This window comes from Xanthomarina spongicola, assembly GCF_003148645.1.
Classification (GTDB): domain Bacteria; phylum Bacteroidota; class Bacteroidia; order Flavobacteriales; family Flavobacteriaceae; genus Xanthomarina; species Xanthomarina spongicola.
In genome coordinates, this window is the sequence record NZ_QGGP01000003.1 from 232704 (window position 1) to 256334 (window position 23631).

The window sequence follows — 23631 nt, forward strand, 5'->3', positions numbered from 1 at the left end:
CAGTTATTTTGTAACTGTTTGTTACTGCAATTTAGTTGTAATTATAAAATTACTATCCTAAATATGTTTTTAATATTTTACTTCTAGACGTATGTTTTAATCTACGAATAGCTTTTTCTTTAATTTGTCTAACACGTTCTCTGGTTAGGTCGAAGGTTTCACCAATTTCTTCTAAAGTCATTGGGTGTTGATTTCCTAAACCAAAGTATAAACGAATTACATCTGCTTCACGAGGTGTTAAAGTTTCAAGCGCTCTTTCAATTTCAGTACGTAAAGACTCATGTAACAGGTCTCTATCTGGATTTGGAGATTCACCTGAATTTAATACATCGTATAGGTTAGAATCTTCACCTTCAACTAAAGGAGCATCCATACTTACATGACGGCCAGAATTTTTCATAGACTCTTTAACATCGTTAATAGTCATGTCTAATTCTTTGGCAATTTCTTCAGCACTTGGTGGACGCTCATGAGCTTGTTCTAAAAACGCAAAAGTTTTATTAATTTTATTAATAGAACCAATTTTGTTTAAAGGTAAACGTACAATACGCGATTGTTCTGCCAAGGCTTGTAGAATAGATTGTCTAATCCACCATACAGCATAAGAAATAAATTTAAAACCACGAGTTTCATCGAAACGTTGCGCAGCTTTAATAAGCCCTAAATTTCCTTCATTAATTAAATCAGGTAAAGTTAGACCTTGATTTTGATATTGCTTAGCTACCGAAACAACGAAACGTAAATTAGCCTTTGTCAATTTTTCTAAAGCAAGTTGATCTCCTGCTTTAATACGTTGTGCTAATTCTACTTCCTCGTCTGCTGTAATTAAGTCAACTTTTCCAATTTCTTGAAGATATTTGTCTAACGAAGCAGTTTCTCTATTGGTAACCTGCTTGGTAATTTTAAGTTGTCTCATCTAATGAATGCCTATAAATAAGTTAAGTGTTTATATAATATGTTATAATTATACGTAGAAACTATATTATTTGTTACAGAAAGTTCTATTTATTTTTTTTGAAAGTATTTTATAAAACAAAATAAATAGAATAGTAGTATATTGAACCAACATTAAAAATTAACAATATGAAAAAAGTATTATTTTTATTTTTTGCATGTAGTATGATGCAAATATCTGCACAAGACTTGTCTTCTATGACGAAAAGTAACTCTTCGTCAAGTAGTTCCATGATTGAAAATTTGGCAGCTGACCAAGTAAAGAGTTTAACAAAAAAACTGAATTTGAACGACGCACAACAAGAGCAAGTTTCAGGATTGGTAGTTAGCCAATTAAAAAGTGAAAAGTTTCAAAAAATGCTAGGAAGTTTTGGGGCTAGTAAAACAATGAAATCTGAAGGGGATTCTGACCAAACGGATAAAATACAATCAACTTTGTTAAGTGATGAAAGCTTTCAAAACGGGATGATCCCTATATTAGATGAAATTCAGATGATAAAGATGAAAACTTATATTCCTAAATAAAGAAGTGTTTATAAAAAAAATAAAAGCCCATTAAAATAATTTAATGGGCTTTTTTAGTGTTAAAAAAAAGAACTTAATCTTTCTTATCTTCTCTTGGTTTTCTATCGTCACGTTTGTTGTCACGTCCACGATTGTTACCTCTGTTGTCTCTATTGTTATCTCTTGGAGGTCTTTCTTTAAAACCTTCTGGTTTTGGCAAAATAGCTTTTCTAGACACTTTTTCTTTTCTAGTTCTAGAATCTACACCAAAGTACTTAACATCAAAAACGTCTCCCATGTTTACCACATCAGATACATTTTCTGTACGTTCCCAGGCTAATTCACTTACGTGTAATAAAACTTCATTTCCAGGCGCTTCTGTATATTCTACAACAGCTCCAAAATCTAACATTTTAATAACTTTTACTTCGTAAATACTACCAACTTCAGGCTTAAATAAAATGGCATCAATTTTTGCCATTACAGCATCAATACCTTTTTTACCAACACCTAAAATTTCTACTATGCCTTCTTCAGTAACTGGATCTTCGTTAATAACAATTGTAGTCTCAGTTTCTTTTTGCATTTCCTGAATAACTTTTCCACCCGGACCAATTAAGGCTCCAATAAATTCATTAGGAATACGTCTTGTTATCATTGTAGGAGCATGCTCCTTAACATCTACATTAGGTGTAGGAATAGTTTCAACCAATTTATCTAAAATGTGTAAACGACCATCACGAGCTTGTTTTAGTGCATTTACTAAAATCTCGTAACTCAATCCCTTTACTTTAATATCCATTTGGCAAGCTGTAATACCATCTGCAGTACCAGTTACTTTAAAATCCATATCACCCAAATGATCTTCATCACCTAAAATATCAGATAATACAGCGTATTTGTCACCTTGTGAAATTAATCCCATGGCAATACCAGAAACTGGTTTCTTAAGTTGAACACCAGCATCCATTAATGCCATTGTACCAGCACAAACTGTTGCCATAGAAGACGAACCATTAGATTCTAAGACTTCAGATACAACTCTTACTGTATACGGACATTCATCTGGAACCATACCTTTTAAAGCACGTTGTGCTAAGTTTCCATGACCAACTTCTCTACGTGATGTCCCTCGAATTGGTCTAGCCTCACCAGTAGAAAATGGTGGGAAGTTGTAATGTAAATAGAAACGCTCTTCACCTTCTTGAGATGGCATATCTATTTGATTAGCATCTCTAGATGTACCTAGAGTTACAGTTGCTAATGCTTGAGTTTCTCCACGTGTAAAGATAGACGAACCATGTGTAGATGGTAAGTAATCTACTTCACACCAAATTGGTCTAATTTCGTCAGTTTTTCTTCCGTCTAAACGTAACCCTTCATTTAAGGTTAAATCTCTAATTGCAGCTTTTTCAGCTTTGTAATAATATTTAGAAATTAAATCGCCAAAATCTTCTAATTCTTCTTCAGAAAAAGTGGCTTTTATTTCTTCTTTTATAGCATCAAATGCAGCGCTTCTTTCATGTTTAGCAGATCCAGCTTTTGCTATGGTATACACTTTATCGTAAGCCATATCATGAACTTTCTTCGCTAAATCTTCATCTTCTCTTTCTGGTTCATATTCACGAACTTCTTTCTTACCAAATGCTTCAGCTAATCTTACTTGCGCTGCACACTGTACTTTAATAGCTTCGTGTGCAAATTTAATGGCTTCAGCCATTTCTTCTTCAGAAATCTCATCCATCTCACCTTCAACCATCATTACTGAGTCGGCTGAGGCACCAATCATCATATCTATATCAGATTCTGCCAATTGAGATAATGTTGGATTGATTACAAATTCACCGTTGATTCGACCAACTCTTGCTTCAGAGATTGGGCACTCAAAAGGGAAATCTGATAATTGAATAGCAGCAGATGCAGCTAATCCTGCCATAGCATCAGGCATAACATCGTCATCATGAGACATTAATTGAATCATTACCTGAGTTTCAGAATGGTAGTCTTTTGGGAATAATGGACGTAAAACTCTGTCTACTAAACGCATTGTTAACACTTCGCCATCACTTGGTCTTGCTTCTCTTTTAAAGAAACCTCCTGGATAACGTCCTGCAGCAGCAAATTTCTCTCTGTAATCTACAGTTAATGGTAAAAAGTCTACTGGACTTTGTTTGTAATTGGAAACTACTGTACATAATAACATACATTTTCCAGATTGAACAACAACAGAACCATGTGCCTGCTTTGCTAATTTTCCGGTTTCGATAGAAATTTCTCTACCATCACCAAGGTCTATGACCTCTCTAAAAACTTTTGGAATCATAAATTTTTTAATTCTAATTAAACAATGGTCGTTGTGTTGTAGTAGTAGTTGTGTGTGACCAATGAAAAACTGTAATTAGCTTCTTATTACGAATGTTAAACTCTTACGTATGAGTTATATTAAAACAAAAAAGAGGCTCTAAGCCTCTTAATTTGTAATTATTATTTTCTTAATCCTAATTCTTTAACAATTGCACGATATCTTAAGATATCTTTTTTAGTTAAGTAGTCAAGTAAAGCACGACGCTTACCAACTAACTTTACTAATGAACGCTCTGTATTAAAATCTTTACGATTGTTTTTTAAGTGTTCTGTTAAGTGGTTAATTCTGTAGGTAAACAAAGCAATTTGCCCTTCTGCAGTACCAGTGTCTTTTGCGTCTTTACCATGCTTTTTAAAGATGGCTTCTTTTTCTTTTTGATCTAAATACATTCCAATATTATTTTAAATGATTTTTATGTATATGAAAGTTTTTCTTTCAAGCTGCAAATATACTACTTTTTCATAAACTGTAATCCATTGTTAAATATTATTTTTTATGAAAAAGGTAATTTTTTTTAAACCTTCTCGTTATATCATAGTCTTAACATTATATTAACAAAAACAAATTGATTATGAAAACAATGAAATTAAAAACAAAAGTAGTATTTGCCCTAATGGCTTTTGGGCTTTTAATTACTGGATGTACAGAAAACGAATCTACAGAGCCTGTAACTGAAGATCAAGAGTTAACCGAAGTTGTACAATCTTCAGAGATGGATGTTATGTCAGCTTCTTTAGAAGATTTTATTATTGAAGTTTACGAAGATCAAGAAAATGCAGAAGCAAAGGGAATGGTTAGTTCTAAAGCGTCTTTTCCAAATTGTGTGACTGTTACTTTAGTAATGGAAGAAAACTTTAGAGAATTAACTGTTGATTTTGCTGATGGTGGCTGTGTTATTAGAGGTCATTTATATGAAGGACAAGTTGTAATTACATACGAACGTAATCCTATTGAACATCAAGTTTTCTTGGGTTATGTGTTAAACGATTTTTATTTTGATAATAAGCATGTAATTGGAAGTAACTCTATATTAAGAGAGCTGTCTAACGATAATGGGAACCCTCAATTTACACATACTGTAGATTTAACGGTTGTATGGCCTTCTGGTATGCAAGCATCTAGAGAAGGACAAATAATTAGAGAATGGATTGAAGGTTTTGATTCAGGTGTTTTTACTGATAATGTTTTTGAAATTACTGGATATTGGAATGCTACATTTGTAAATGGAGGTACACATAGTTATGAAATTGTTTTACCATTACGTCGTGAAGTAACTTGCTACCATTTTGTAGCTGGATCTATAGATGTTGAACGCACCTTTTTTGGAGGTATACTTGATTATGGTGATGGAGCTTGCGATAATCTAGCAACGTTTACCTTTACAGATGGGACTGTAATAGATATTATTTTAAACTAAATATGATTAAGAAATAAAAAAAGCGACCATTTGGTCGCTTTTTTTATTATTCTCTTATCGGTTGATTGGTAATTAAATCGATGTACAAATTGACTTTGTTTTTTAGATGTTTTCTATGAGTAATAAAATCTAAGAAACCATGCTCTAATAAAAACTCAGACGTTTGGAATCCTTCTGGTAATTCCTGCCCTGTAGTGTCTTTTACAACACGAGGTCCAGCAAACCCAATTAAGGCTCCAGGTTCGCTAATATTAATATCTCCTAACATAGCAAAAGAGGCAGTTGTTCCTCCAGTTGTTGGATCTGTACACAACGAAATATATGGAATGCCTGCATCTGCTAATTGCGCTAATTTTACTGAAGTTTTAGCTAATTGCATTAGAGATAAGGCAGCTTCCATCATTCTTGCACCTCCAGATTTGGAGATAATCATGAAAGGTAATTTCTTTTTTAAGGCATAATCTGCTGCACGTGCAATTTTTTCACCTACTACAGAGCCCATAGAACCACCAATAAAATTAAAATCCATACAAGCTACAACTAAATCTTTGCCTTTAGATTTACCTACTGCAGTACGAACAGCATCTTTAAGCTTCGTTTTTTCTTGAGCAGCTTTTAAACGGTCTGGATATTTTTTAGTGTCTTCAAACTTTAATGGGTCTTTAGATTCTAGTTTAATATCTAATTCTTTAAATTTATTGTCGTCGAAAAGGATTTCGAAATATTCTTTACTTCCAATTCTTACATGGTAACCATCTTCTGGACTCACATAGAAATTTTGTTCTAATTCTTTTGTGTCTACTATTTTTCCAGTAGGAGATTTATACCACAACCCTTTAGGAGTATCCTTTTTTTGTTCTGTGGAAGTTTGAATTCCTTTTTCTTTTCTTTTAAACCAAGACATATTGTTATGTTGTTTAATTAGCGTTAAGGATTGAGCAACTTGTTTGAGCTCTTTTCTTTTTGGTTATAGGCTTTTAATTATCTCAAGATAGCAAAAAGAAAAAGCGAGTTGCGAAAGCCAGACCACAAAATTAAAGTTTTGTTTTTAATTTTGTGGAAACGCCCAAGTTATTTTATAAAGTATTTACATTATTTAAGTCTTCGAACGCCTTTTTTAAACGTTCTACAAAGGTGTTTTCTCCTTTACGTAACCAAACTCTTGGGTCGTAATATTTTTTATTTGGAACATCTTCTCCATCAGGATTACCAATTTGCGATTGTAAATATGCTTCTTTTTCTTTCATATAATCTCGAACACCAGATGTAAATGCGTATTGCATATCTGTATCGATATTCATTTTTATAACACCATAACCAATGGCTTCACGAATTTCTTGAACCGTTGATCCAGAGCCTCCATGAAATACAAAATCGATGTGATTATGACCTACACCAAATTTCTTTGACACGTATTCTTGAGAGTTTTTAAGAATTTTAGGTGTTAATTTTACATTTCCAGGTTTGTAAACACCGTGAACATTTCCAAAAGCTGCAGCAATAGTAAATTGAGAGCTTATTTTACTTAATTCTTCAAAAGCATAAGCAACTTCTTCTGGTTGAGTGTAAAGTTTAGAATCGTCCACATCTGTATTATCCACGCCATCTTCTTCTCCTCCAGTAATTCCAAGTTCGATTTCTAAAGTCATGCCCATTTTACTCATTCTGGAAAGATATTCTTTACAGATGGCAATATTCTCTTCAATAGGTTCTTCACTTAAATCAATCATGTGAGAGCTATATAAAGGTTTTCCTGTTTCTTTATAATGTTGTTCGCTGGCATCTAGTAAGCCATCTATCCAAGGTAATAATTTTTTTGCACAATGATCTGTGTGCAAAATAACAGGAACTCCATAGGCTTCTGCTAATAAATGTATGTGCTTTGCTCCAGCTATAGAACCAGCAATAGCTGCTTTTTGGTTTTCGTTGCTTAAACCTTTTCCAGCATTAAAAACGCCACCACCATTTGAAAATTGAATAATTACAGGTGCATTTAAATCTCTGGCAGTTTCTAAAACGCCATTAATACTGTTTGAACCAACTACGTTAACAGCAGGAAGAGCAAATCCTTTTTCTTTTGCGAGTTTAAAAATTTTTTGAACTTCAAGTCCTGTAGCAACTCCAGGTTTTATATTATGTGCCATAAAAAGAATATTAAATAGTTAGAAACAACAAAAATAAGAAAATTAAATAGCTTAGAAAGGGTAATTGATACCTATGTTATAAACAGCGTTTGCAAAATTATAGTCTTTAAACCATCTGTCGCCAGATGGATAGGATGGATCGTATGTTTTAAAGCCTATATCGAAACGAAAAACGGCAAAACCAAAATCGTATCTCAATCCAAAACCAGAGCCAATGGCAATGTCTCCTAATGAAGAGAAATTAGTAAATGTGGCACGATTATCTGTAACATCGTCAAACACATTCCAGATGTTTCCAGTATCTATAAAAAGAGCTCCATTAAATTTTTCGAAGATGTTAAATCTATGCTCAATATTAAAAGCTAATTTAAGGTTGGCTTCATTAAACTCGTCGTTACTATCAAGACTTCCTGGTCCAAGACTATATGCTGTCCAGGCTCGATTGTCGTTTGTACCACCAGCAAAGAAACTTTTAGAGAAGGGAATGTTTGTTGAGTTTCCGTAAGGGATAGCAATACCTACAAAACTTCTAATAGCCAAAACATTCTTCCTGCTTAAATCCCAGTGTTTTATATAATCAAATTCTGTTTTAACATATTGCGAATAAGCAACGTTAAGAATTTCGTATTGACCTGCATCATTTTTCTGAAGATTTCCAATTTTTGAGATTGCTGAAAATAAGTTTCCTGCTAATTCTACTTTAAATCTAAAGATGGAGAAGGTTTCATCGTATAAATTTTCTCGATTGTCTCTGGTGTAATTAAAGTTTGAAGCAAAAATTAAATTATTTTCTGTAAGTCTAATTTTTCTTTCATTTATGTTTGAAACTGTATCGTAATCTGGATCTTCTGGCTCTAATGATGTGTTTCCAGATAAAACATCGTTAATAAACATATCTGTTTGGTCTGGATACGTTAAATCTTCGCCATTGTTATAATCTATTTCTTGAGAAATTTCGTTTAATGAATCGTATGAATTACCATAGACACCAAAATAATTATCTGGATTTAAATTTCTTATATATTGAATATTAAATAAATCTAATCTATTGGTCACTAATTTTGAAGCATACCATTTGTAATTAAAGATTGCAGAAACCGTTTGTTTATCTAAACCAACATTGGTTTGACTAGATGTAGCAATAGAAATTCTTGTGCTAGGGAACATGGTTTTTGGAATAACTCTTTCTGTATTAAAAGGAAAAAATAACCTTGGAATAGTTAGTTTTAAATCGACACCAAGTTCATTAATATCAAAAAACGGATCGCTTTCATCTCCACCATCTTTTGAGGCACCTATTAAACCAAAAGCAGATAACTCTAACGTTTCGGCTCCTCTAAAAACATTTCTCATTAACAGGCTTGGATTAAATGAAAGACCTACAGATTGAATGTTGCTTTGTGATACTTCTGCGCTAAAATTCAGGCCAAACTTTTTTAATGGTGTTAATAAAACATTTGCTGTTAATGTTGTGTCTGGATTTTCTATATACTCAATACTAGGATGCTTAAAAGTTTGTAAGTTATTTATGTGTCTAAATGTATTTGACCTGTCTTTGTCTCTAAAAACTTTATTTGGTGTTATAAAAATAGCATCAGTAAGTGCTTTGGGTTTAAAACGCATTTTTCCAATACTATATAAATTAAAGCCTTTATACACTAAAGAATCTGATGAGTCTGTGTTTCTGTTTTCATAAGAATAGTCTGTAATAATATTAACCTCTTTTACTTTGTATATATTAAATGGTTGCCTTAAAACAGTATCTTCTGTTCTAATAGCTCTATTTAGTATTTGTAATTCGACATTAACTTTTTTATTAGTTTTTACTGTATCCATTTCAAAATAAATATAGTCTTGACTGAAATGATAAACTCCAGAATTTCTTAATTCTGAGGTAATACGTTCTTTTTCTAAGTTAAAAGTTTGTGTTCTGTATTGTTTGTTAGGTTTTATAAAAGATTTGTTTTCAGTAAATTTATAAAGAGAATCTACTACTGGAGACGCTATTTTAGTAGAAATAGAATCAATTATATATGGCTCGCCAGTTTCTACATAATAATCGATTGTAGCCGTTTTGTTATCTAATTTATTTGTTTTTGATGAGGTTTTAACATTAAACCAACCATTGTTAAAATAATATTTTTCTAATTGGTTTTCAGACTTCTGAGTTTTTACGTCTTTAACAATAATAGGAGCTTCACCTGTTTTCTTTAACCAATTGTTAAAGCCAACTCGAGCTTGAATATACCTTTCTAATTGTTTTTTAGATAAAAAGCTTTCAACTCTATTTCTACGTTTAGACTTGGAGTCTAATTTTCCGTTAATTATTGAGTCTATATTTGGTCTTGCTGTATTATAAATGTAAAGTCTTAAAGGAATTGAAACTGCTTTTTTATTTCTTTGCTGAAAAAGGAGATTGTTTATTCGTTCTGATTTGTTTTTTTTATCATTTACGTAAATGGTATTTTCAACAAGTAAATGTTCGTTTTCAGGAACTCTTTTTACAGAATTACAAGAATATAAAAAACCTGTAAATACAATAATTAATACTATTTTTGAGAAATGTAGTTTCAAATACAAATAAAATTAACTAGTAATAAAAGAGTTGTTGTTTGTAAATAGTAATTAATGCTTTATATTTTATTAATTACTTCATTTAAACTCAAAAATACACTATTTCCGTTGAAAAATATATTTAAATAAGTTTGAATGTTATCTAAAAATCAAATAAAATTAATAAGTAGTTTAAAACAAAAAAAATATAGACTTCAACATAATTTATTTGTTGTTGAAGGTGTTAAAACTATTAATGAATTAATAGTTTCTAAATTTAATTTACATCAACTATTTACTATTGAGTCATTCAAAATTGATGCCAATCTTGAAACAATAATTACAGAAGCAGAATTAAAAAAGATTAGCTTTTTATCAACGCCTAATAAGGCTTTGGCGCTTTTTAAAATACCAGAATCTAAACAAATACAATTTAATCAATTAATAGTTGCTTTAGATAATGTTCGCGATCCAGGAAATTTAGGAACTATTATAAGGCTTTGCGATTGGTTTGGAATTAAAGACTTGGTTTGTAATATAGAGACTGTAGATTGTTATAATCCTAAAGTTATACAAGCTACAATGGGTTCTATAAGTAGAGTAAATATTACTTATTTAGATTTGAAAGGATTTATTAAAGATGCAAATACTAGATCTTTTGGAACATTTATGGATGGAGAAAATGTATATAAAATGAAACTACCTTCTGAGGGTATTTTAATTTTAGGCAATGAAGCTAATGGTATTTCAAAAGATATAGAAAAACTAGTTTCCAAAAAAATTGCTATTCCACGTTTTGGAAATGTTCAAGCAACAGAAAGCTTAAATGTAGCAACTGCAACAGCTATATTGTTAAGTGAATTCCGTAGGAGTTAGTTGTAATGTGTTGTTCGTTGTAAAGTTGTTTGTTGTTAAGTCGTGTCAAATCAACTTAACGACCCACAACTACACGACATACAGTTATTGAAACGTTAAGTTAATAAACACACCTCGAGATTTCATTGTGTCTATATTTCCAGTCCATGGACTGTTTGGGTCTGCATCTCTAACAAGTTCATCGTTTAAAGCAAATACACCTCTAATAGATGGTGTAAACTTAAAATAGTATAAGTAAAAATCTATACCAAACCCAAGTTCATAGAAATACATGCTTTTCTTTGTTCTAAATTGCCCAGCGCTATTATCATCAGGATTGTCCTGATTACTAGATAAATTTAAAGCAGTAGATAATCCACCAACAATAAAAGGTTTAAAATTGTTTAACCTTTTAGTAGAAAATTTTAGCAATAATGGAACATAGATATAAGTCGATTTAACTTCTCTTTCTAAATCTGAACTAGTATATTCCATTCCCTGAAAATAACTTTCGTCGTATTCAAGATTTCTGGTTGTAATAGATAAACCAGGTTCTAGTCTTAAGTCTAAGTAATCGTTTATACGCATATTTCCAACTAGACCGACATTAAATCCAGTTGTTTTTTTAACTAGTATATCTGGTTTGTCTTTCAAATAATCAAAATTATAATCCCAACTATTAAACCCTATATAGTAGCCATAACTTAAAAAAGTTTTATCAACATTTTCATCATTTAACACTTTTTCTTTACTAAACAGTTGAGCAGATGCAGGCTGATAAATAAATAAAAAAGCTATTAGAAAAAAAAGGTTCTTCATATTATTATTTTGATGAGGTATATATGGTTGCCACTCCAAATGTTTGTGGTTTGTTTATAACATTTATAAACCCAGTTTTACGTAAAATATTGTTTAAATTTTCTCCATAAGGAAAAACTGAAGCCGAATCGCTTAAATACTTATAAGCACTTCGGTCTTTTGAAAATAGTTTTCCAATTACAGGTAAGATATGTCTTGAATACAAATTATAACCTTGTTTAAAGGGAGTTTTTGTTGGAACCGAAGTTTCTAAAATTACAAAAACACCATTTGGTTTTAGAACACGATGTATTTCTGATAATCCTTTTTCTAGAGTTTCAAAATTTCTAATACCAAAACCAACTGTAATAGCATCGAAAGAGTTGTTTTCAAAAGGTAAATTTTCAGAATCACCTACTACCATTTCAATTCTGTTTTGTAGTCCTTTTTTTAAAACTTTTTGTTTCCCAACATTTAGCATGCCTTCACTAATGTCTAAGCCTACAATTTTTTCAGCATTTGTTTCAGCCAAATTTATGGCCATATCTCCAGTTCCAGTAGCAATATCAAGAATGACTTTAGATTGAGAGTTAGCAACAATTTCTACAACTTTTTTTCTCCATTTAACATCTATACCAAAAGAAATTACACGATTTAATCCATCGTATTCTTTAGAAATAGCATCAAACATTTTGGTTACTTGCTCCTTCTTTCCTAAATCACTATTTTTATAAGGCTTTACTTTTGTCAAGGTAATTTTTTTGCCAAATATAAACTTTTATAGGAGCATTTAATAACTTCAAATCAAATAATTATAATTCTAGAAATTTTACTAATCTATCAATTTTGCAGTATATTTGCCTTACTTTATTATTAAATAACACATGAAAATAATTATTGCTGGAGCTGGTGAAGTTGGATTTCATTTAGCAAAATTATTGTCTTACGAGTCTCAAGAAATTACCTTAATAGATACAAATAAAGATAGTTTAACTTATGCAGACAATCATTTAGATATAAAAGTTATTAAAGGAGATGCAACTTCTATAGCTATATTAAAAGAAGCTAAAATAGAAACGAGTGATTTGTTAATTGCAGTTACATCATCCGAAACAACAAACATTACAGTTTGTGTATTATCTAAACAACTAGGTGCAAATAGAACTATAGCCAGGATTTCTAATACAGAATTAATAACTCATAAAGACGAATTAGGTTTTACTAAATTAGGTATCGATGAGCTTATTTCACCTGAATCTTTAGCTGCTTCAGAAATTGAACTTTTACTTAATCAATCTGCTTTTAATGATAGCTACGAATTTGAAGGTGGTGCTTTAACAATGGTTAGTTTGAGTCTTTCAAGAACTGCTTTATTTGTAGGTAAAACAGTAAAAGAAGCTGCAAAAATATTCCCAGAAATACATTTTGTACCAATTGCTATTCAACGTTTTGGAACGCAATATACCATTATCCCAAGAGGCGACACGCAATTTAAAGAAGGTGACAATGTGGTTTTTATAACTTCTGAAGGTGGAGGACAAGAGCTTTGTACACTTACGGGAAAAATAAACACTGAAATTAGAAACGTCATGATTCTTGGTGGAAGTAAAATTGGGTATAAAACTGCTCGAGATTTAAGTAAGGTTTACTCTAACATTAAACTTATTGAAAAAGATAAAGAACGAGCTTTTGATTTAGCAGACGAGCTATCTGATGTTCTAGTAATAAATGGGGATGGTAGGAATGTGGATTTACTAGATGAAGAGAACTTAACAGAAATGGACGCTTTTATTGCAGTAACTGGAAATTCTGAAACTAATATAATGTCCTGTCTAGTAGCAAAATCTAAAGGTGTTAGAAAAACCATTGCTTTAGTAGAGAATATGGATTATTTTGAACTCTCACATTCTATAGGTATTGACACTTTAATTAATAAAAAACTTTTAGCAGCAAATAATATATTTAGATATATACGAAAAGGTGAAGTTATTGCCATGACAAGGCTAAATAACATGAATGCCGAGTTGTTAGAATTCCAAGTAAAACCAACATCTAAAATTTGTAATAAATTAATTAAGGATGTCGATTTTCCTAGATCTGCCATTATTGGAGGTGTAATTAGAAATGGAAATGGGCATACTGCACTTGGAGATTTTAAAATTAGTGTTGCAGATAAAGTTGTTGTCTGTTGTTTACCAAGATCTATAAAGCAAGTAGAAAAATTATTTCTATAATTCTAAACTGTGAAACTTAACTATAAAATAATCTTTCATTTTTTAGGACTACTATTATTATTTAATGGTGGTTTTATGTTGCTCTCATCTTTAATCAGTTTTATTTATAAAGATGGGGTTACATCTAATCTTTTTATTTCAGGAGGTATAACTATTTTGATTGGTCTTTTAATGATGTTTAACACCAAAGACCACAACAAAGAAATGAATAAGCGTGAAGGTTACATTGTAGTAGCTTTTGGGTGGATTATTATGGCGTTGTCAGGAACCATTCCTTATTTATTAACAGGAAGTATCACCAATTTTACAGATGCTTTTTTCGAGACCATGTCAGGTTTTACAACTACAGGTTCTTCTATTTTAAACGATATAGAAGCACTTCCAGAAGGTGTTCTGTTCTGGAGAAGTTTAACGCATTGGATTGGTGGAATGGGTATTATAGTTTTAGCTATTGCCATTTTACCTTTATTAGGTATTGGTGGTATGCAAATGTTTGCTGCCGAAGCTCCAGGTCCTAGTGCAGATAAATTGCATCCAAGAATAACAGATACAGCTAAGCGTTTATGGTTAATTTATTTTGGATATACTGTTGCAGAAACCATTTTATTAAAAGTAGCAGGTATGTCTTTTTTCGATGCTATTAATCATTCGTTGTGTACATTATCTACAGGAGGTTTTTCAACTAAAAACGCTAGTATTGCTTATTGGAATGGACAACCAATTATACAATACATTATTATTGTATTTATGTTTTTGGCTGGAACAAACTTTGTACTTAGTTATTTTGCTTTTAAAGGAAAGGTTCAAAAAATAATAAGAGACGAAGAGTTTAAACTTTACTTTAAATTTATTGCTATTTTCACAATCATAGCAGCATTAATAATATATTTTAAAGCAGATGTTTCTGCATCTTCTATAGAGCATCCTATGGTTTGGGGGAAAGCTGAAAGTGCTTTTAGACATTCCTTATTTCAAGTTCTAGCTATTGTAACAACAACAGGATTTGTAACTGCAGATTATACCATGTGGACACCATTTTTAATGGTTTTCTTTTTTGGATTGATGTTTTTAGGAGGCTCTGCTGGAAGTACATCTGGAAGTGTTAAAGTAGTTAGGCATTTATTACTTATTAAAAATGGTTTTTTAGAATTTAAAAGAGCTTTGCATCCAAATGCTATCTTACCAGTTAGATATAATAATAAAGCTGTAACTGGAGATATTGTATTTAATATTCTAGCCTTTTTTATATTATATATGTTATCTTTTATTGTTGGCGCCTTAGTGTTTTCTATGATGAATGTTGATTTTGAATCATCTATTGGTCTGGCTGCTTCTAGTCTTGGAAACGTTGGTCCTGCACTTGGAGATTTTGGACCAGTTAATAATTATGCATCTCTACCAACTTTAGGGAAATGGTGGGCTTCTTTTTTAATGCTTATTGGACGATTGGAATTATTTACAGTACTCATTTTATTAACGCCTTTCTTTTGGAGGAATAGATAAAATCAATTTTAAAACTGTAACATTTTGTAAGTTTTTTCGACTTATAATTAAAGCGCTTTTATAGATCGTTAACTGATGTTCTTTGAGTGTGACCTTAATACAAACTATCTTTTATATTTTATAGAATCATCATCATGAATATGATTTGTTGTACTATTTTACTCGTTTCATTTTAAAACAATTATTATGGGTGGAGAAGGATCAATGATGCATATGATACATACTTTGAGAAACAATAAAAGTATGTTGAATAAGAGAAAAGACCGTCGTGTAATTAATGGAAGTTTTTCTGGTGAAAAACTTGAATTTCAAAACACAGCAACTCATGAAGATTTAATAAAAATAAGATTAAAACTTCAAAAAGAGAGAAAGCAGAAGCTATTAAAAACAATAGTTATTTTTAGCATTTTTATGATTACATTTTTAAGTGTAATTATTTACTTCTTTTAATCAAAAAAATCCACTAGAAATAGTGGATTTATGATTTATATATAATTAGTTAAGTTTTAGCTAACTGCTTCCTTAATTCGTTTTATAGCTTCAATAATTTGTTCCTGACTTGCAGCATAACTTAAGCGAATACAATTAGGATCTCCAAAGGCATCACCTGTAACTGTAGCCACAAGTGCTTCTTCTAAAAGATATAGGGAAAAATCTGTAGCGTTATTAATGATGTTTCCTCTTAGAGTTTTTCCGAAGTAATAAGAAATATCTGGAAATACGTAAAAAGCACCTTCTGGAGTGTTGGTTTTAAAACCGTCAACTTCCGAGAGTAAATTTAATACCAAATCTCTACGAATATTAAATTCATCAATCATGAATTTTACACGACTCGGAGGTTCATTTAAAGCAGTAATAGTTGCACGTTGCGCAATACAATTAGCACCACTTGTAATTTGTCCTTGCATTTTGTTACAAGCACGTGCAATTACTTCAGGAGCTCCAATATAACCAATTCTCCAGCCTGTCATAGCAAATGCTTTAGAGACACCATTTACAGTAACAGTTCTATCGAACATGTCATCAAATTGTGCCATACTTGCATGACCATTTTCAGTAAAGTTTATATGTTCATAAATTTCATCTGAAACCACATAGATATTTGGATATTTTTGAAGCACATCTGCCAAAGCACGTAATTCCTCAGTACTATACAATGAACCACTTGGATTGCATGGAGAACTGTACCAAATCATTTTAGTTTTTGGTGTAATGGCAGCTTCCAGTTGTTCTGGAGTCATTTTAAAATCGTTTTCAATAGACGTTTTTACTTCTACTGGAACACCTTCAAAAAGTTCAACAATATCTGCATAGCTTACCCAATATGGGCAAGGTAAAATAACTTCGTCTCCTTTGTTAATCATAACCGAAGCGACATTTGCTAAAGCTTGTTTGGCTCCAGTTGAAACAACAATTTGAGGTAAGGTATATGTTAGATTGTTGTCACGCTTAAATTTGGTAATAATTGCTTCTTTTAGCTCAACATAACCATCAACTGGAGAATACGAATTGTAGTTTTCATTTATGGCTTGAATAGCTGCATCTTTTATATAATCTGGTGTGTTAAAATCTGGTTCACCCAGACTTAAGCCTATTATATCTTTTCCTTGTGCTTTAAGTTCTCTTGTCTTTGCAGCCATTGCTAATGTAGCAGAAGTAGACATGTTTAAAACTCTTTCCGAAAGTAAACTCATTGTAAAATGTTGTTAGTAGTGCTAAAATTAAATTAAGCTAAGCTAGGTTTTTTACCCAATACTTTTAATTGCTGATAGTGTTCTGCAATAGCTTTCCAAATGGAGTTGTATTCGTTATATGGTAAACTAAATTCTTGAGCAGTTTCTTTAACAATTTTAGCTATGTTTTTATAATGCACATGACTAATATTAGAAAATAAATGATGCTCCACTTGTCTGTTTAAACCACCTGTATAGAATTCTACCAACCAACTTTTAGGCGAAAAATTAGAAGTAGTAAATAGTTGATGGATTGCCCAAGTGTTTTTCATATTTCCTTCTTCATCTGGTAAAGGCATTTCGGTATTAGGCATAACGTGTGCTAATTGAAAAATAACACTTAGTATAATTCCAGCTGTATAATGCATAATAAAAAAACCTATTAAAACTTGCCACCAAGCATAACCTAAAGCTAATGGTAAAACTACCCAGATTGAATAATAAATTATCTTACCAATAATTAATTTAGTCCATTGCGTTGCTGGTTTTGGAAAATCGCCATAAGATAATTTTCTTTTTAAATAAATGTAAGTTTGTTTAAAATCGGTTGTAATTGCCCAATTAACAGTTAACAGACCATATAATAAAAAAGCATAATATTTTTGATATTGATGAATTTTCAACCATTTAGAATGTTTTGAAAAACGAATAATTCTTCCTGCATCAATATCTTCGTCATGCCCTTGAATATTTGTGTAAGTATGGTGTAATACATTGTGTTGTACTTTCCAGTTATAATCGTTACCAGCTAAAATATGGATACTACTTCCCATTAATTTATTAACCCACTTTTTACTAGAAAAAGAACCATGGTTTGCATCGTGCATTACATTCATTCCTACTCCAGCCATTCCTATACCAATAACCATCATTGAAATAATTTGTAACCAAGTTGGTAAGTCGACCGTTAATAATAGTACTAATGGGCCAAGTAATAATGTAAACATTATTATAGCCTTAATGTATAATTTCCAGTTTCCTGTTTTTTTAATATTGTTTTCTTTAAAATAATTGTTAACACGTTTGTTTAGTGTTCTAAAAAATTTTGCAGAGTCTGTTCTAGAGAATGATATTGTTTGTTTTGTCATGCTATTAATTTTACTATGATACAACGTAATAAAAATGAGTATCATATATGGAGACAAAGATAAATAATAATGACGTGTAACTTAATAAAGTTTTCATAAAAATGCACAATAATTTATCTATTTTTGTGCAAAATTAAAAAACAATGCAGTTACTTCTAAAGTATTTTCCTAACCTTACTGTAGATCAAATTGATAAATTTACCAAGCTAGAAGCGTTATATAAAGATTGGAATTTAAAGATAAATGTGGTGTCAAGAAAAGATATAGACGAATTGTATTTAAGACATGTGCTTCATTCTTTAGCTATAGCAAAAGTGATAGATTTTAAACCTGGCACCAAAATTTTGGATGTAGGGACAGGAGGAGGTTTTCCTGGAATCCCTTTAGCTATTATGTTTCCAGAGTGTTCTTTTCATTTAGTAGATAGCATTGCAAAAAAACTAAAAGTAGTTGATGAGGTTGTTGAAGGTTTAGGACTTGAAAATGTAAAGACAACTAATAAACGTGTTGAAGAAATAAAAGGTACTTACGATTTTATTGTAAGTAGAGCAGTAGCAGCTATGCCAACTTTTGTGCATTGGGTTAAAGGGAAAATTGCTAAAAAACAAAATCATGAATTAAAAAATGGTATTGTTTATCTAAAAGGAGGTGATTTAAACCAAGAACTCCAAAATTATAAAACTGCTACTATTTATGATATTACAGATTTCTTTGAGGAAGACTTTTTTGAAACTAAAAAAGTAGTGCATTTACCTTTGAAGTTTAGAGGGTAAATTATTTTTTAGAATTCTTCTCTTTCTTACCAAACACCATCTCTTTAAATCTTTCTTTACCAACTAATTTAATTAACTCGGCAAAAGAGACATATATTATTAAGAAAACAACCAGAAAAATCTGAATAGTCCAAAATTTTGGCCATTTCACCTCTTCTATTAGATGTTGATTTGCAGAACTAAAAGAGCCATATTTAGATATTAAAGGTATTACCTCTTCGAAATATCTAAAAATAAAAACCATAATCGTGTAGATTAAGACTTTCCATAACACATGTTTTATAAGTTGTTTTTCCTGAAATAACTTCAGCAATTTTAATTTATCGGCAATTAATACAGCTTTCCCTACTATTAGAGCACCAATGGTTGCAACTATTGAAGATTCAACACTTATGCTATATTTATTAGCAAATAACGAACGAACAAAAAATAGAATATGAAAAATAACAAAAAAGAAAATAGTTGGTGGCAACATTTCTAAGAACTCTTTCTTTAGAATTTGAAGTGTTTTATTCATACATTTTAAATTATTTAATAATGACTTTGGTTCTAAAGTTTTGTTGTGAATTTGTTTCAATGTTTAATACATAAATACCAGATGAAAGATTTAAAGGAATGTTTGTACTTTCATTTAAAGATGTTTTTTTATTATAAACAAACTTCCCAGTCATATCTAAGATAGTAATATTAGCTTCTTCAAAAAATTGAGAGCTTAAAATTGTAAGATTGTCTGTAATCGGGTTTTGTTTTAGTTTAATGAAGCTTTCTAAGTTTGACTCTATAGATAAAGTTTCTTGAAAAATTTCATTTAACGCAAAAGCAACATTCCCTTCAGTTAAAGTAACATGTGGTTCGTTATCTATTGGCATATACCAAGCATCAAAAGGAGTGATGTTAGTAGTTGCTCTGGCAGTTGTAACACCAGTTGGAGTATGAAACCAGTCTATTTCTTCATTAGTTATTTCAAAAGCCATGGAGCTTATGCTTGGAATAAAATTAAAATAATCTGTACTTAAAGAAGCCAAAAATTCACCAACTAGTCCATCTGTTGATAAATCTTCAGTTAGCTTTATAATATCAAATAAACCACCAGAAGCTGCATCTACACCATTGGAATATGTAAATGCTCTAGAATCAGCATTATTTATTCTATCGTTAGCTAAAGGAAACCACCAAGGAAAATCTAAGTGTATTTGACTCATTTCAATTTCTGAGCCTGCAGTTGGTGTAAAAAATGTGTTTGCCTTTAATTCTGCAACTCCAAAAAGTTCAATATTAGCATTCACTATTTGACTGCCAGGAACCAAATCATTCATTCCTGCAGTATTATCTGGATATCTATTATTGCTTCCACTGCCATTTATTATTGTAACATTCCGAGTTAATTCAGGAAATCCTGAGCTAGTCAAACTATTCATTCTTCCATCTAAAATGGCTTTAAAAGGATGTGCTCTTGGCAAGGCTAAAGAACTATTAAAAGTAACACCATCACTATCTGTAATATGTGGTTCAAATTGGTCTGTTAGCATTTGTCTGGCAGCCGAAGATTTTAGCATTCCATCAATTATAGGTTGTAATTCTTCAACATTTAAATCTCCAAGTACTAAAAAATCATCTAAGCCAAAAGCCAGGAAATTAAATTGATGTTGAAATCCAATTGGTACATTTGCTCCATGATGTGGTGCATCAAATGAAATCCAAAGTCGTGTTTCATGACTCATATTTTGGTCTTCCATAAAGTTTAAGGCATATCTGGAAATAAGTCCTCCCATACTTGGACCTATAATTACATTTTCGGCTGTACCAACTTTTTGAGTATTAATAGTATTAATTAACTCTACCAATAGCATGGCATTGCGCTCAATAAAATCGACTCCTCCATCAATAACTGCAGCATCTGCAGTTCTTGTGTAAATAGGAAAATTAAGGATAACAACATCAAAGCCTTCAGCTCTAACTAAATCTCCTAGATTCGATGTGCTTCCATCATCATCGAAGTTTAATAAATTATATAAACCTGTTATATCTCTTCCATCTCCTGGATCAAAACCATCTACAAGAAAAATAGGTTTGTCAAGAATATTATCTGCACTTAAATACATTTCATATTCTCCTGTTCCTGGATACGAAACAGCTTCACCATAAGGTAATAAATCTGGTGTAATACTTGAATTAAATGTGGTTATTACACGATTATAATTGGTAAATAAATCTGCGTTGGAATATTTAATATCAATTCTTGATTGACGAGTAATAACATCGCCATTTTCAAAGGTTAATTTGAAAGTGATTGTTTTTTTACCAGCTTCGGTGTAATTAACTACTATATTTTGGTTTAAGATGATATTTCTAAAATCGGAACCATCATTAAAATCTATTTCAATATGTTCAATTATTTGATTTGTTGTATTAAAGATATTTGAATCTGATAGTTTGAATGTTGTTTGCAAACCTTTGCTGCTACTTCGTAATGGAGTTGTTAATGTAATATGTTTTTTTTCAAAAATAGATGCATTCCCATTTCTTATTAAATAACCTTCAGAGTCTTTAGTAACAGCGTTGTTTTGTAAAGCTAAGTTACTAATGGATTCGTATTCACTATGTAAGATAACTAGTGGAATGACGTTGGTAAAATAGCTTTGCTTGCTTTGTTCTTTTAAATTATCAAGTGGAAAGTAACGATTTTCTAAATCGCCTTGTACTATAGCTTTGTATGCTTGATAAAAACTGTAGTTTGTCACAGTTTTTTCATTATAAACATCAAGGTTTGTAATTGGAGAACTTGGTATTAAAACCGAAGTTTCCATATCTGAAACATCAAACTTTTGAAGTGCATTTTTTTTATTTTGAGAGAACACACTAACAGATAATAAAAGTAAAGATAGAAGGTAGATATTTTTCATATTAAAGCAATTAGTTGATTAGTAATAATTAAATGATGGTTATAATTCAACTTACAATTTAATGAAAATTTAAAAGCATAGGTTAATCTTGAAACAAAAAAAATCCCAAATAGATATTTGGGATTTTTTTAAAGTATTATTTTTTCTGTTATCCTAAGAAAGGATATCTGTAATCTATTGGAGTTACAAATGTTTCTTTAATCATTCTTGGAGACACCCAACGCATTAGGTTTTGTGCAGATCCAGCTTTGTCATTTGTTCCAGAGGCTCTTGCGCCACCAAATGGTTGTTGTCCAACAACAGCTCCAGTTGGTTTATCGTTAATATAGAAGTTTCCAGCACTATTTTGTAACGCTTCGGTAGCTTCAACAATTGCATAACGACATGTAGATAAAATAGCACCAGTTAAAGCATATTCGCTAGTTTCGTCAACTAATTTTAATGTTTCAGAAAATTTATTTTCATCATATACATAAATCGTGATAACAGGGCCAAATAATTCAGTACACATGGTATCATATTTCGGATTTGTAGTAACAATAACTGTTGGTTCTATAAAGTAACCTTTAGATTTATCGTAACCACCTCCAGCAATAACTTCTGCATCAGACGCTGCTTTAGCTTCGTCAATATATTTTGCTAATTTATCGAAAGAACCTTCATTAATAACAGCAGTAACAAAGTTACCTAAATCTTCAGGAGAGCCCATTTTGAATGACTTAACATCTGCTATAACATATTTTTTTACATCTTCCCAAATGTTGTTAGGAATATAAGCTCTAGATGCAGCACTACATTTCTGACCTTGGAATTCAAAAGCTCCTCTAGAAATAGCAGTTGCAACTTGTTTTGCATTTGCCGATTTATGAGCAACAATAAAATCTTTTCCACCAGTTTCACCTACAATTCTTGGGTAGGTTTTGTAGTTTTCAATATTGTTTCCAATTTGTTTCCATAAATTTTGAAAAACAGGAGTAGATCCTGTGTAATGTAATCCAGAAAAGTGTGGGTTTGCCATAACAGTATCTGTAATCATTCCTGGATTTCCAAAAACAACATTAATAACACCATCTGGAACACCTGCTTCTTTAAAAACATCCATAATAATTTTTGCAGAATATATTTGGTTGTTACTTGGTTTCCATACAACAACATTACCCATTAATGCCATACAAGAAGGTAAATTTCCAGCAATAGCAGTAAAGTTAAAAGGTGTTACAGCATAGGTAAATCCTTCAAGAGGTCTGTATTCTACTCGGTTCCAAGCATCACTTGTGCTTTCTGGTTGTTCCATGTAAATGTCAGTCATAAACTGAACATTAAAACGTAGGAAATCAATAAGCTCACAAGCTGCATCAATTTCAGCTTGGTGTACTGTTTTAGATTGTGCAATCATGGTTGCAGCATTAATTTTAGCTCTGTAAGGACCAGCAATTAATTCAGCAGCTTTTAAAAAGATACCAGCTCGTTGTTCCCATGGCATTTGCGACCAAGATTTTCTAGCTTCCAAAGCTGTTGCAATAGCCTCTTCTACATGAGATTTTTCAGCCAAATGAAATGTTCCAACTATATGTTTATGGTCGTGTGGAGGAGACATCGTTCTGGTGTTTCCAGTCCTAACATCTTTTCCGTTAATGTACATTGGTACATCTACTTGACTATTAAACATTTCTTTATAAGCTTTTAAAACCGCCTCTCTTTCCGGAGATCCTGGAGCATAACTTTTAACAGGTTCGTTAACAGCAACTGGTACATTAAAAAATCCTTTTCCCATGATTATTTTTGTTTTGTAATTTGTAAAAAAAAT

The 23631-nt window shown here is 31.3% G+C and carries 20 protein-coding genes; 7 read left to right on the forward strand and 13 right to left on the reverse strand.

Annotated elements, in window-relative coordinates:
- Positions 1 to 52 precede the first annotated feature (52 nt).
- On the reverse strand, positions 53 to 916 hold the full coding sequence (locus LX78_RS07995) for a sigma-70 family RNA polymerase sigma factor (protein ID WP_055442537.1): 864 nt from the start codon (positions 914 to 916) through the stop codon (positions 53 to 55).
- Positions 917 to 1083: 167 nt separating this feature from the next.
- On the opposite strand from LX78_RS07995, the gene LX78_RS08000 reads away from it, so the two are divergent.
- Positions 1084 to 1479 carry a hypothetical protein gene (locus LX78_RS08000; protein WP_146192552.1) on the forward strand — a complete coding sequence of 132 codons (396 nt, stop codon included), beginning with the start codon at positions 1084 to 1086 and terminating at the stop codon, positions 1477 to 1479.
- A gap of 73 nt (positions 1480 to 1552) precedes the next feature.
- On the opposite strand, the gene LX78_RS08005 is transcribed toward LX78_RS08000, so the two are convergent.
- Positions 1553 to 3781, reverse strand: coding sequence for a polyribonucleotide nucleotidyltransferase (locus tag LX78_RS08005; RefSeq protein ID WP_109682139.1), 2229 nt, complete (start codon positions 3779 to 3781; stop codon positions 1553 to 1555).
- Between the two features lie 161 nt (positions 3782 to 3942).
- Positions 3943 to 4212, reverse strand: a complete 270-nt coding sequence (rpsO, locus tag LX78_RS08010) for a 30S ribosomal protein S15 (RefSeq protein WP_109682140.1) — start codon at positions 4210 to 4212, stop codon at positions 3943 to 3945.
- A 182-nt stretch (positions 4213 to 4394) separates the two neighbouring features.
- Between rpsO and LX78_RS08015 the strand changes: the two genes are divergently transcribed.
- Positions 4395 to 5240, forward strand: coding sequence for a hypothetical protein (locus tag LX78_RS08015; RefSeq protein WP_109682141.1), 846 nt, complete (start codon positions 4395 to 4397; stop codon positions 5238 to 5240).
- Positions 5241 to 5286: 46 nt separating this feature from the next.
- Here the strand turns inward: LX78_RS08015 and accD are convergent, their stop codons facing one another.
- The 3 genes from accD to tamL all read right to left on the reverse strand — a co-directional run bounded on the left by accD (position 5287) and on the right by tamL (position 9958).
- Positions 5287 to 6144, reverse strand: a complete 858-nt coding sequence (gene accD, locus LX78_RS08020) for an acetyl-CoA carboxylase, carboxyltransferase subunit beta (protein WP_109682142.1) — start codon at positions 6142 to 6144, stop codon at positions 5287 to 5289.
- Between the two features lie 172 nt (positions 6145 to 6316).
- Entirely contained in the window at positions 6317 to 7384 is a 1068-nt protein-coding gene (gene fbaA, locus LX78_RS08025) for a class II fructose-bisphosphate aldolase (RefSeq protein ID WP_109682143.1), read from the reverse strand.
- Positions 7385 to 7435: 51 nt separating this feature from the next.
- Positions 7436 to 9958, reverse strand: a complete 2523-nt coding sequence (gene tamL, locus LX78_RS08030; protein WP_109682144.1) for a translocation and assembly module lipoprotein TamL — start codon at positions 9956 to 9958, stop codon at positions 7436 to 7438.
- A gap of 135 nt (positions 9959 to 10093) precedes the next feature.
- Here tamL and LX78_RS08035 point away from each other — a divergent pair, with 135 nt between their 5' ends.
- Positions 10094 to 10813 carry a TrmH family RNA methyltransferase gene (locus LX78_RS08035; protein ID WP_109682145.1) on the forward strand — a complete coding sequence of 240 codons (720 nt, stop codon included), beginning with the start codon at positions 10094 to 10096 and terminating at the stop codon, positions 10811 to 10813.
- Positions 10814 to 10897: 84 nt separating this feature from the next.
- On the opposite strand, the gene porT is transcribed toward LX78_RS08035, so the two are convergent.
- Positions 10898 to 11611 carry a type IX secretion/gliding motility protein PorT/SprT gene (gene porT, locus LX78_RS08040; protein ID WP_109682295.1) on the reverse strand — a complete coding sequence of 238 codons (714 nt, stop codon included), beginning with the start codon at positions 11609 to 11611 and terminating at the stop codon, positions 10898 to 10900.
- A 4-nt stretch (positions 11612 to 11615) separates the two neighbouring features.
- Complete coding sequence (gene ubiE, locus LX78_RS08045) at positions 11616 to 12341, reverse strand: bifunctional demethylmenaquinone methyltransferase/2-methoxy-6-polyprenyl-1,4-benzoquinol methylase UbiE (protein ID WP_109682146.1); 726 nt, start codon at positions 12339 to 12341, stop codon at positions 11616 to 11618.
- Positions 12342 to 12474: 133 nt separating this feature from the next.
- Between ubiE and trkA the strand changes: the two genes are divergently transcribed.
- The 3 genes from trkA to LX78_RS08060 all read left to right on the forward strand — a co-directional run bounded on the left by trkA (position 12475) and on the right by LX78_RS08060 (position 15777).
- Entirely contained in the window at positions 12475 to 13824 is a 1350-nt protein-coding gene (trkA, locus tag LX78_RS08050) for a Trk system potassium transporter TrkA (RefSeq protein WP_109682147.1), read from the forward strand.
- A 9-nt stretch (positions 13825 to 13833) separates the two neighbouring features.
- Positions 13834 to 15327, forward strand: coding sequence for a TrkH family potassium uptake protein (locus tag LX78_RS08055; RefSeq protein ID WP_109682148.1), 1494 nt, complete (start codon positions 13834 to 13836; stop codon positions 15325 to 15327).
- A gap of 186 nt (positions 15328 to 15513) precedes the next feature.
- Positions 15514 to 15777, forward strand: coding sequence for a hypothetical protein (locus LX78_RS08060; protein WP_109682149.1), 264 nt, complete (start codon positions 15514 to 15516; stop codon positions 15775 to 15777).
- Positions 15778 to 15833: 56 nt separating this feature from the next.
- On the opposite strand, the gene LX78_RS08065 is transcribed toward LX78_RS08060, so the two are convergent.
- Positions 15834 to 17021, reverse strand: a complete 1188-nt coding sequence (locus LX78_RS08065; RefSeq protein WP_109682150.1) for a pyridoxal phosphate-dependent aminotransferase — start codon at positions 17019 to 17021, stop codon at positions 15834 to 15836.
- A 32-nt stretch (positions 17022 to 17053) separates the two neighbouring features.
- Complete coding sequence (locus LX78_RS08070; RefSeq protein WP_109682151.1) at positions 17054 to 18148, reverse strand: fatty acid desaturase family protein; 1095 nt, start codon at positions 18146 to 18148, stop codon at positions 17054 to 17056.
- A gap of 143 nt (positions 18149 to 18291) precedes the next feature.
- Between LX78_RS08070 and rsmG the strand changes: the two genes are divergently transcribed.
- Positions 18292 to 18921, forward strand: coding sequence for a 16S rRNA (guanine(527)-N(7))-methyltransferase RsmG (gene rsmG / locus LX78_RS08075; protein WP_109682152.1), 630 nt, complete (start codon positions 18292 to 18294; stop codon positions 18919 to 18921).
- Between the two features lies 1 nt (position 18922).
- Here rsmG and LX78_RS08080 read toward each other — a convergent pair whose 3' ends face one another.
- From LX78_RS08080 to pruA, 3 genes are all read right to left on the reverse strand, one after another.
- Positions 18923 to 19438: a hypothetical protein gene (locus LX78_RS08080; RefSeq protein ID WP_146192553.1), complete on the reverse strand. Its 516-nt coding sequence runs from the start codon at positions 19436 to 19438 to the stop codon at positions 18923 to 18925.
- Between the two features lie 10 nt (positions 19439 to 19448).
- A complete protein-coding gene (locus LX78_RS08085; RefSeq protein ID WP_109682154.1) occupies positions 19449 to 21824 on the reverse strand; it encodes a T9SS type A sorting domain-containing protein in 2376 nt (791 codons plus the stop codon).
- Positions 21825 to 21972: 148 nt separating this feature from the next.
- Entirely contained in the window at positions 21973 to 23598 is a 1626-nt protein-coding gene (pruA, locus tag LX78_RS08090) for an L-glutamate gamma-semialdehyde dehydrogenase (RefSeq protein ID WP_109682155.1), read from the reverse strand.
- Between the last annotated feature and the right edge of the window lie 33 nt (positions 23599 to 23631).

Coding starts and splice junctions, on each gene's coding strand:
- porT (WP_109682295.1), bottom strand. CDS start 11,611: ATGAAGAACCTTTTTTTTCTAATAGCTTTTTTATTTATTTATCAGCCT.
- LX78_RS08065 (WP_109682150.1), bottom strand. CDS start 17,021: ATGAGTTTACTTTCGGAAAGAGTTTTAAACATGTCTACTTCTGCTACA.
- pruA (WP_109682155.1), bottom strand. CDS start 23,598: ATGGGAAAAGGATTTTTTAATGTACCAGTTGCTGTTAACGAACCTGTT.
- rsmG (WP_109682152.1), top strand. CDS start 18,292: ATGCAGTTACTTCTAAAGTATTTTCCTAACCTTACTGTAGATCAAATT.
- LX78_RS08085 (WP_109682154.1), bottom strand. CDS start 21,824: ATGAAAAATATCTACCTTCTATCTTTACTTTTATTATCTGTTAGTGTG.
- LX78_RS08005 (WP_109682139.1), bottom strand. CDS start 3,781: ATGATTCCAAAAGTTTTTAGAGAGGTCATAGACCTTGGTGATGGTAGA.
- LX78_RS08070 (WP_109682151.1), bottom strand. CDS start 18,148: ATGACAAAACAAACAATATCATTCTCTAGAACAGACTCTGCAAAATTT.
- trkA (WP_109682147.1), top strand. CDS start 12,475: ATGAAAATAATTATTGCTGGAGCTGGTGAAGTTGGATTTCATTTAGCA.
- LX78_RS07995 (WP_055442537.1), bottom strand. CDS start 916: ATGAGACAACTTAAAATTACCAAGCAGGTTACCAATAGAGAAACTGCT.
- rpsO (WP_109682140.1), bottom strand. CDS start 4,212: ATGTATTTAGATCAAAAAGAAAAAGAAGCCATCTTTAAAAAGCATGGT.
- accD (WP_109682142.1), bottom strand. CDS start 6,144: ATGTCTTGGTTTAAAAGAAAAGAAAAAGGAATTCAAACTTCCACAGAA.
- LX78_RS08060 (WP_109682149.1), top strand. CDS start 15,514: ATGGGTGGAGAAGGATCAATGATGCATATGATACATACTTTGAGAAAC.
- LX78_RS08015 (WP_109682141.1), top strand. CDS start 4,395: ATGAAAACAATGAAATTAAAAACAAAAGTAGTATTTGCCCTAATGGCT.
- fbaA (WP_109682143.1), bottom strand. CDS start 7,384: ATGGCACATAATATAAAACCTGGAGTTGCTACAGGACTTGAAGTTCAA.
- LX78_RS08000 (WP_146192552.1), top strand. CDS start 1,084: ATGAAAAAAGTATTATTTTTATTTTTTGCATGTAGTATGATGCAAATA.
- LX78_RS08080 (WP_146192553.1), bottom strand. CDS start 19,438: ATGAATAAAACACTTCAAATTCTAAAGAAAGAGTTCTTAGAAATGTTG.
- LX78_RS08035 (WP_109682145.1), top strand. CDS start 10,094: ATGTTATCTAAAAATCAAATAAAATTAATAAGTAGTTTAAAACAAAAA.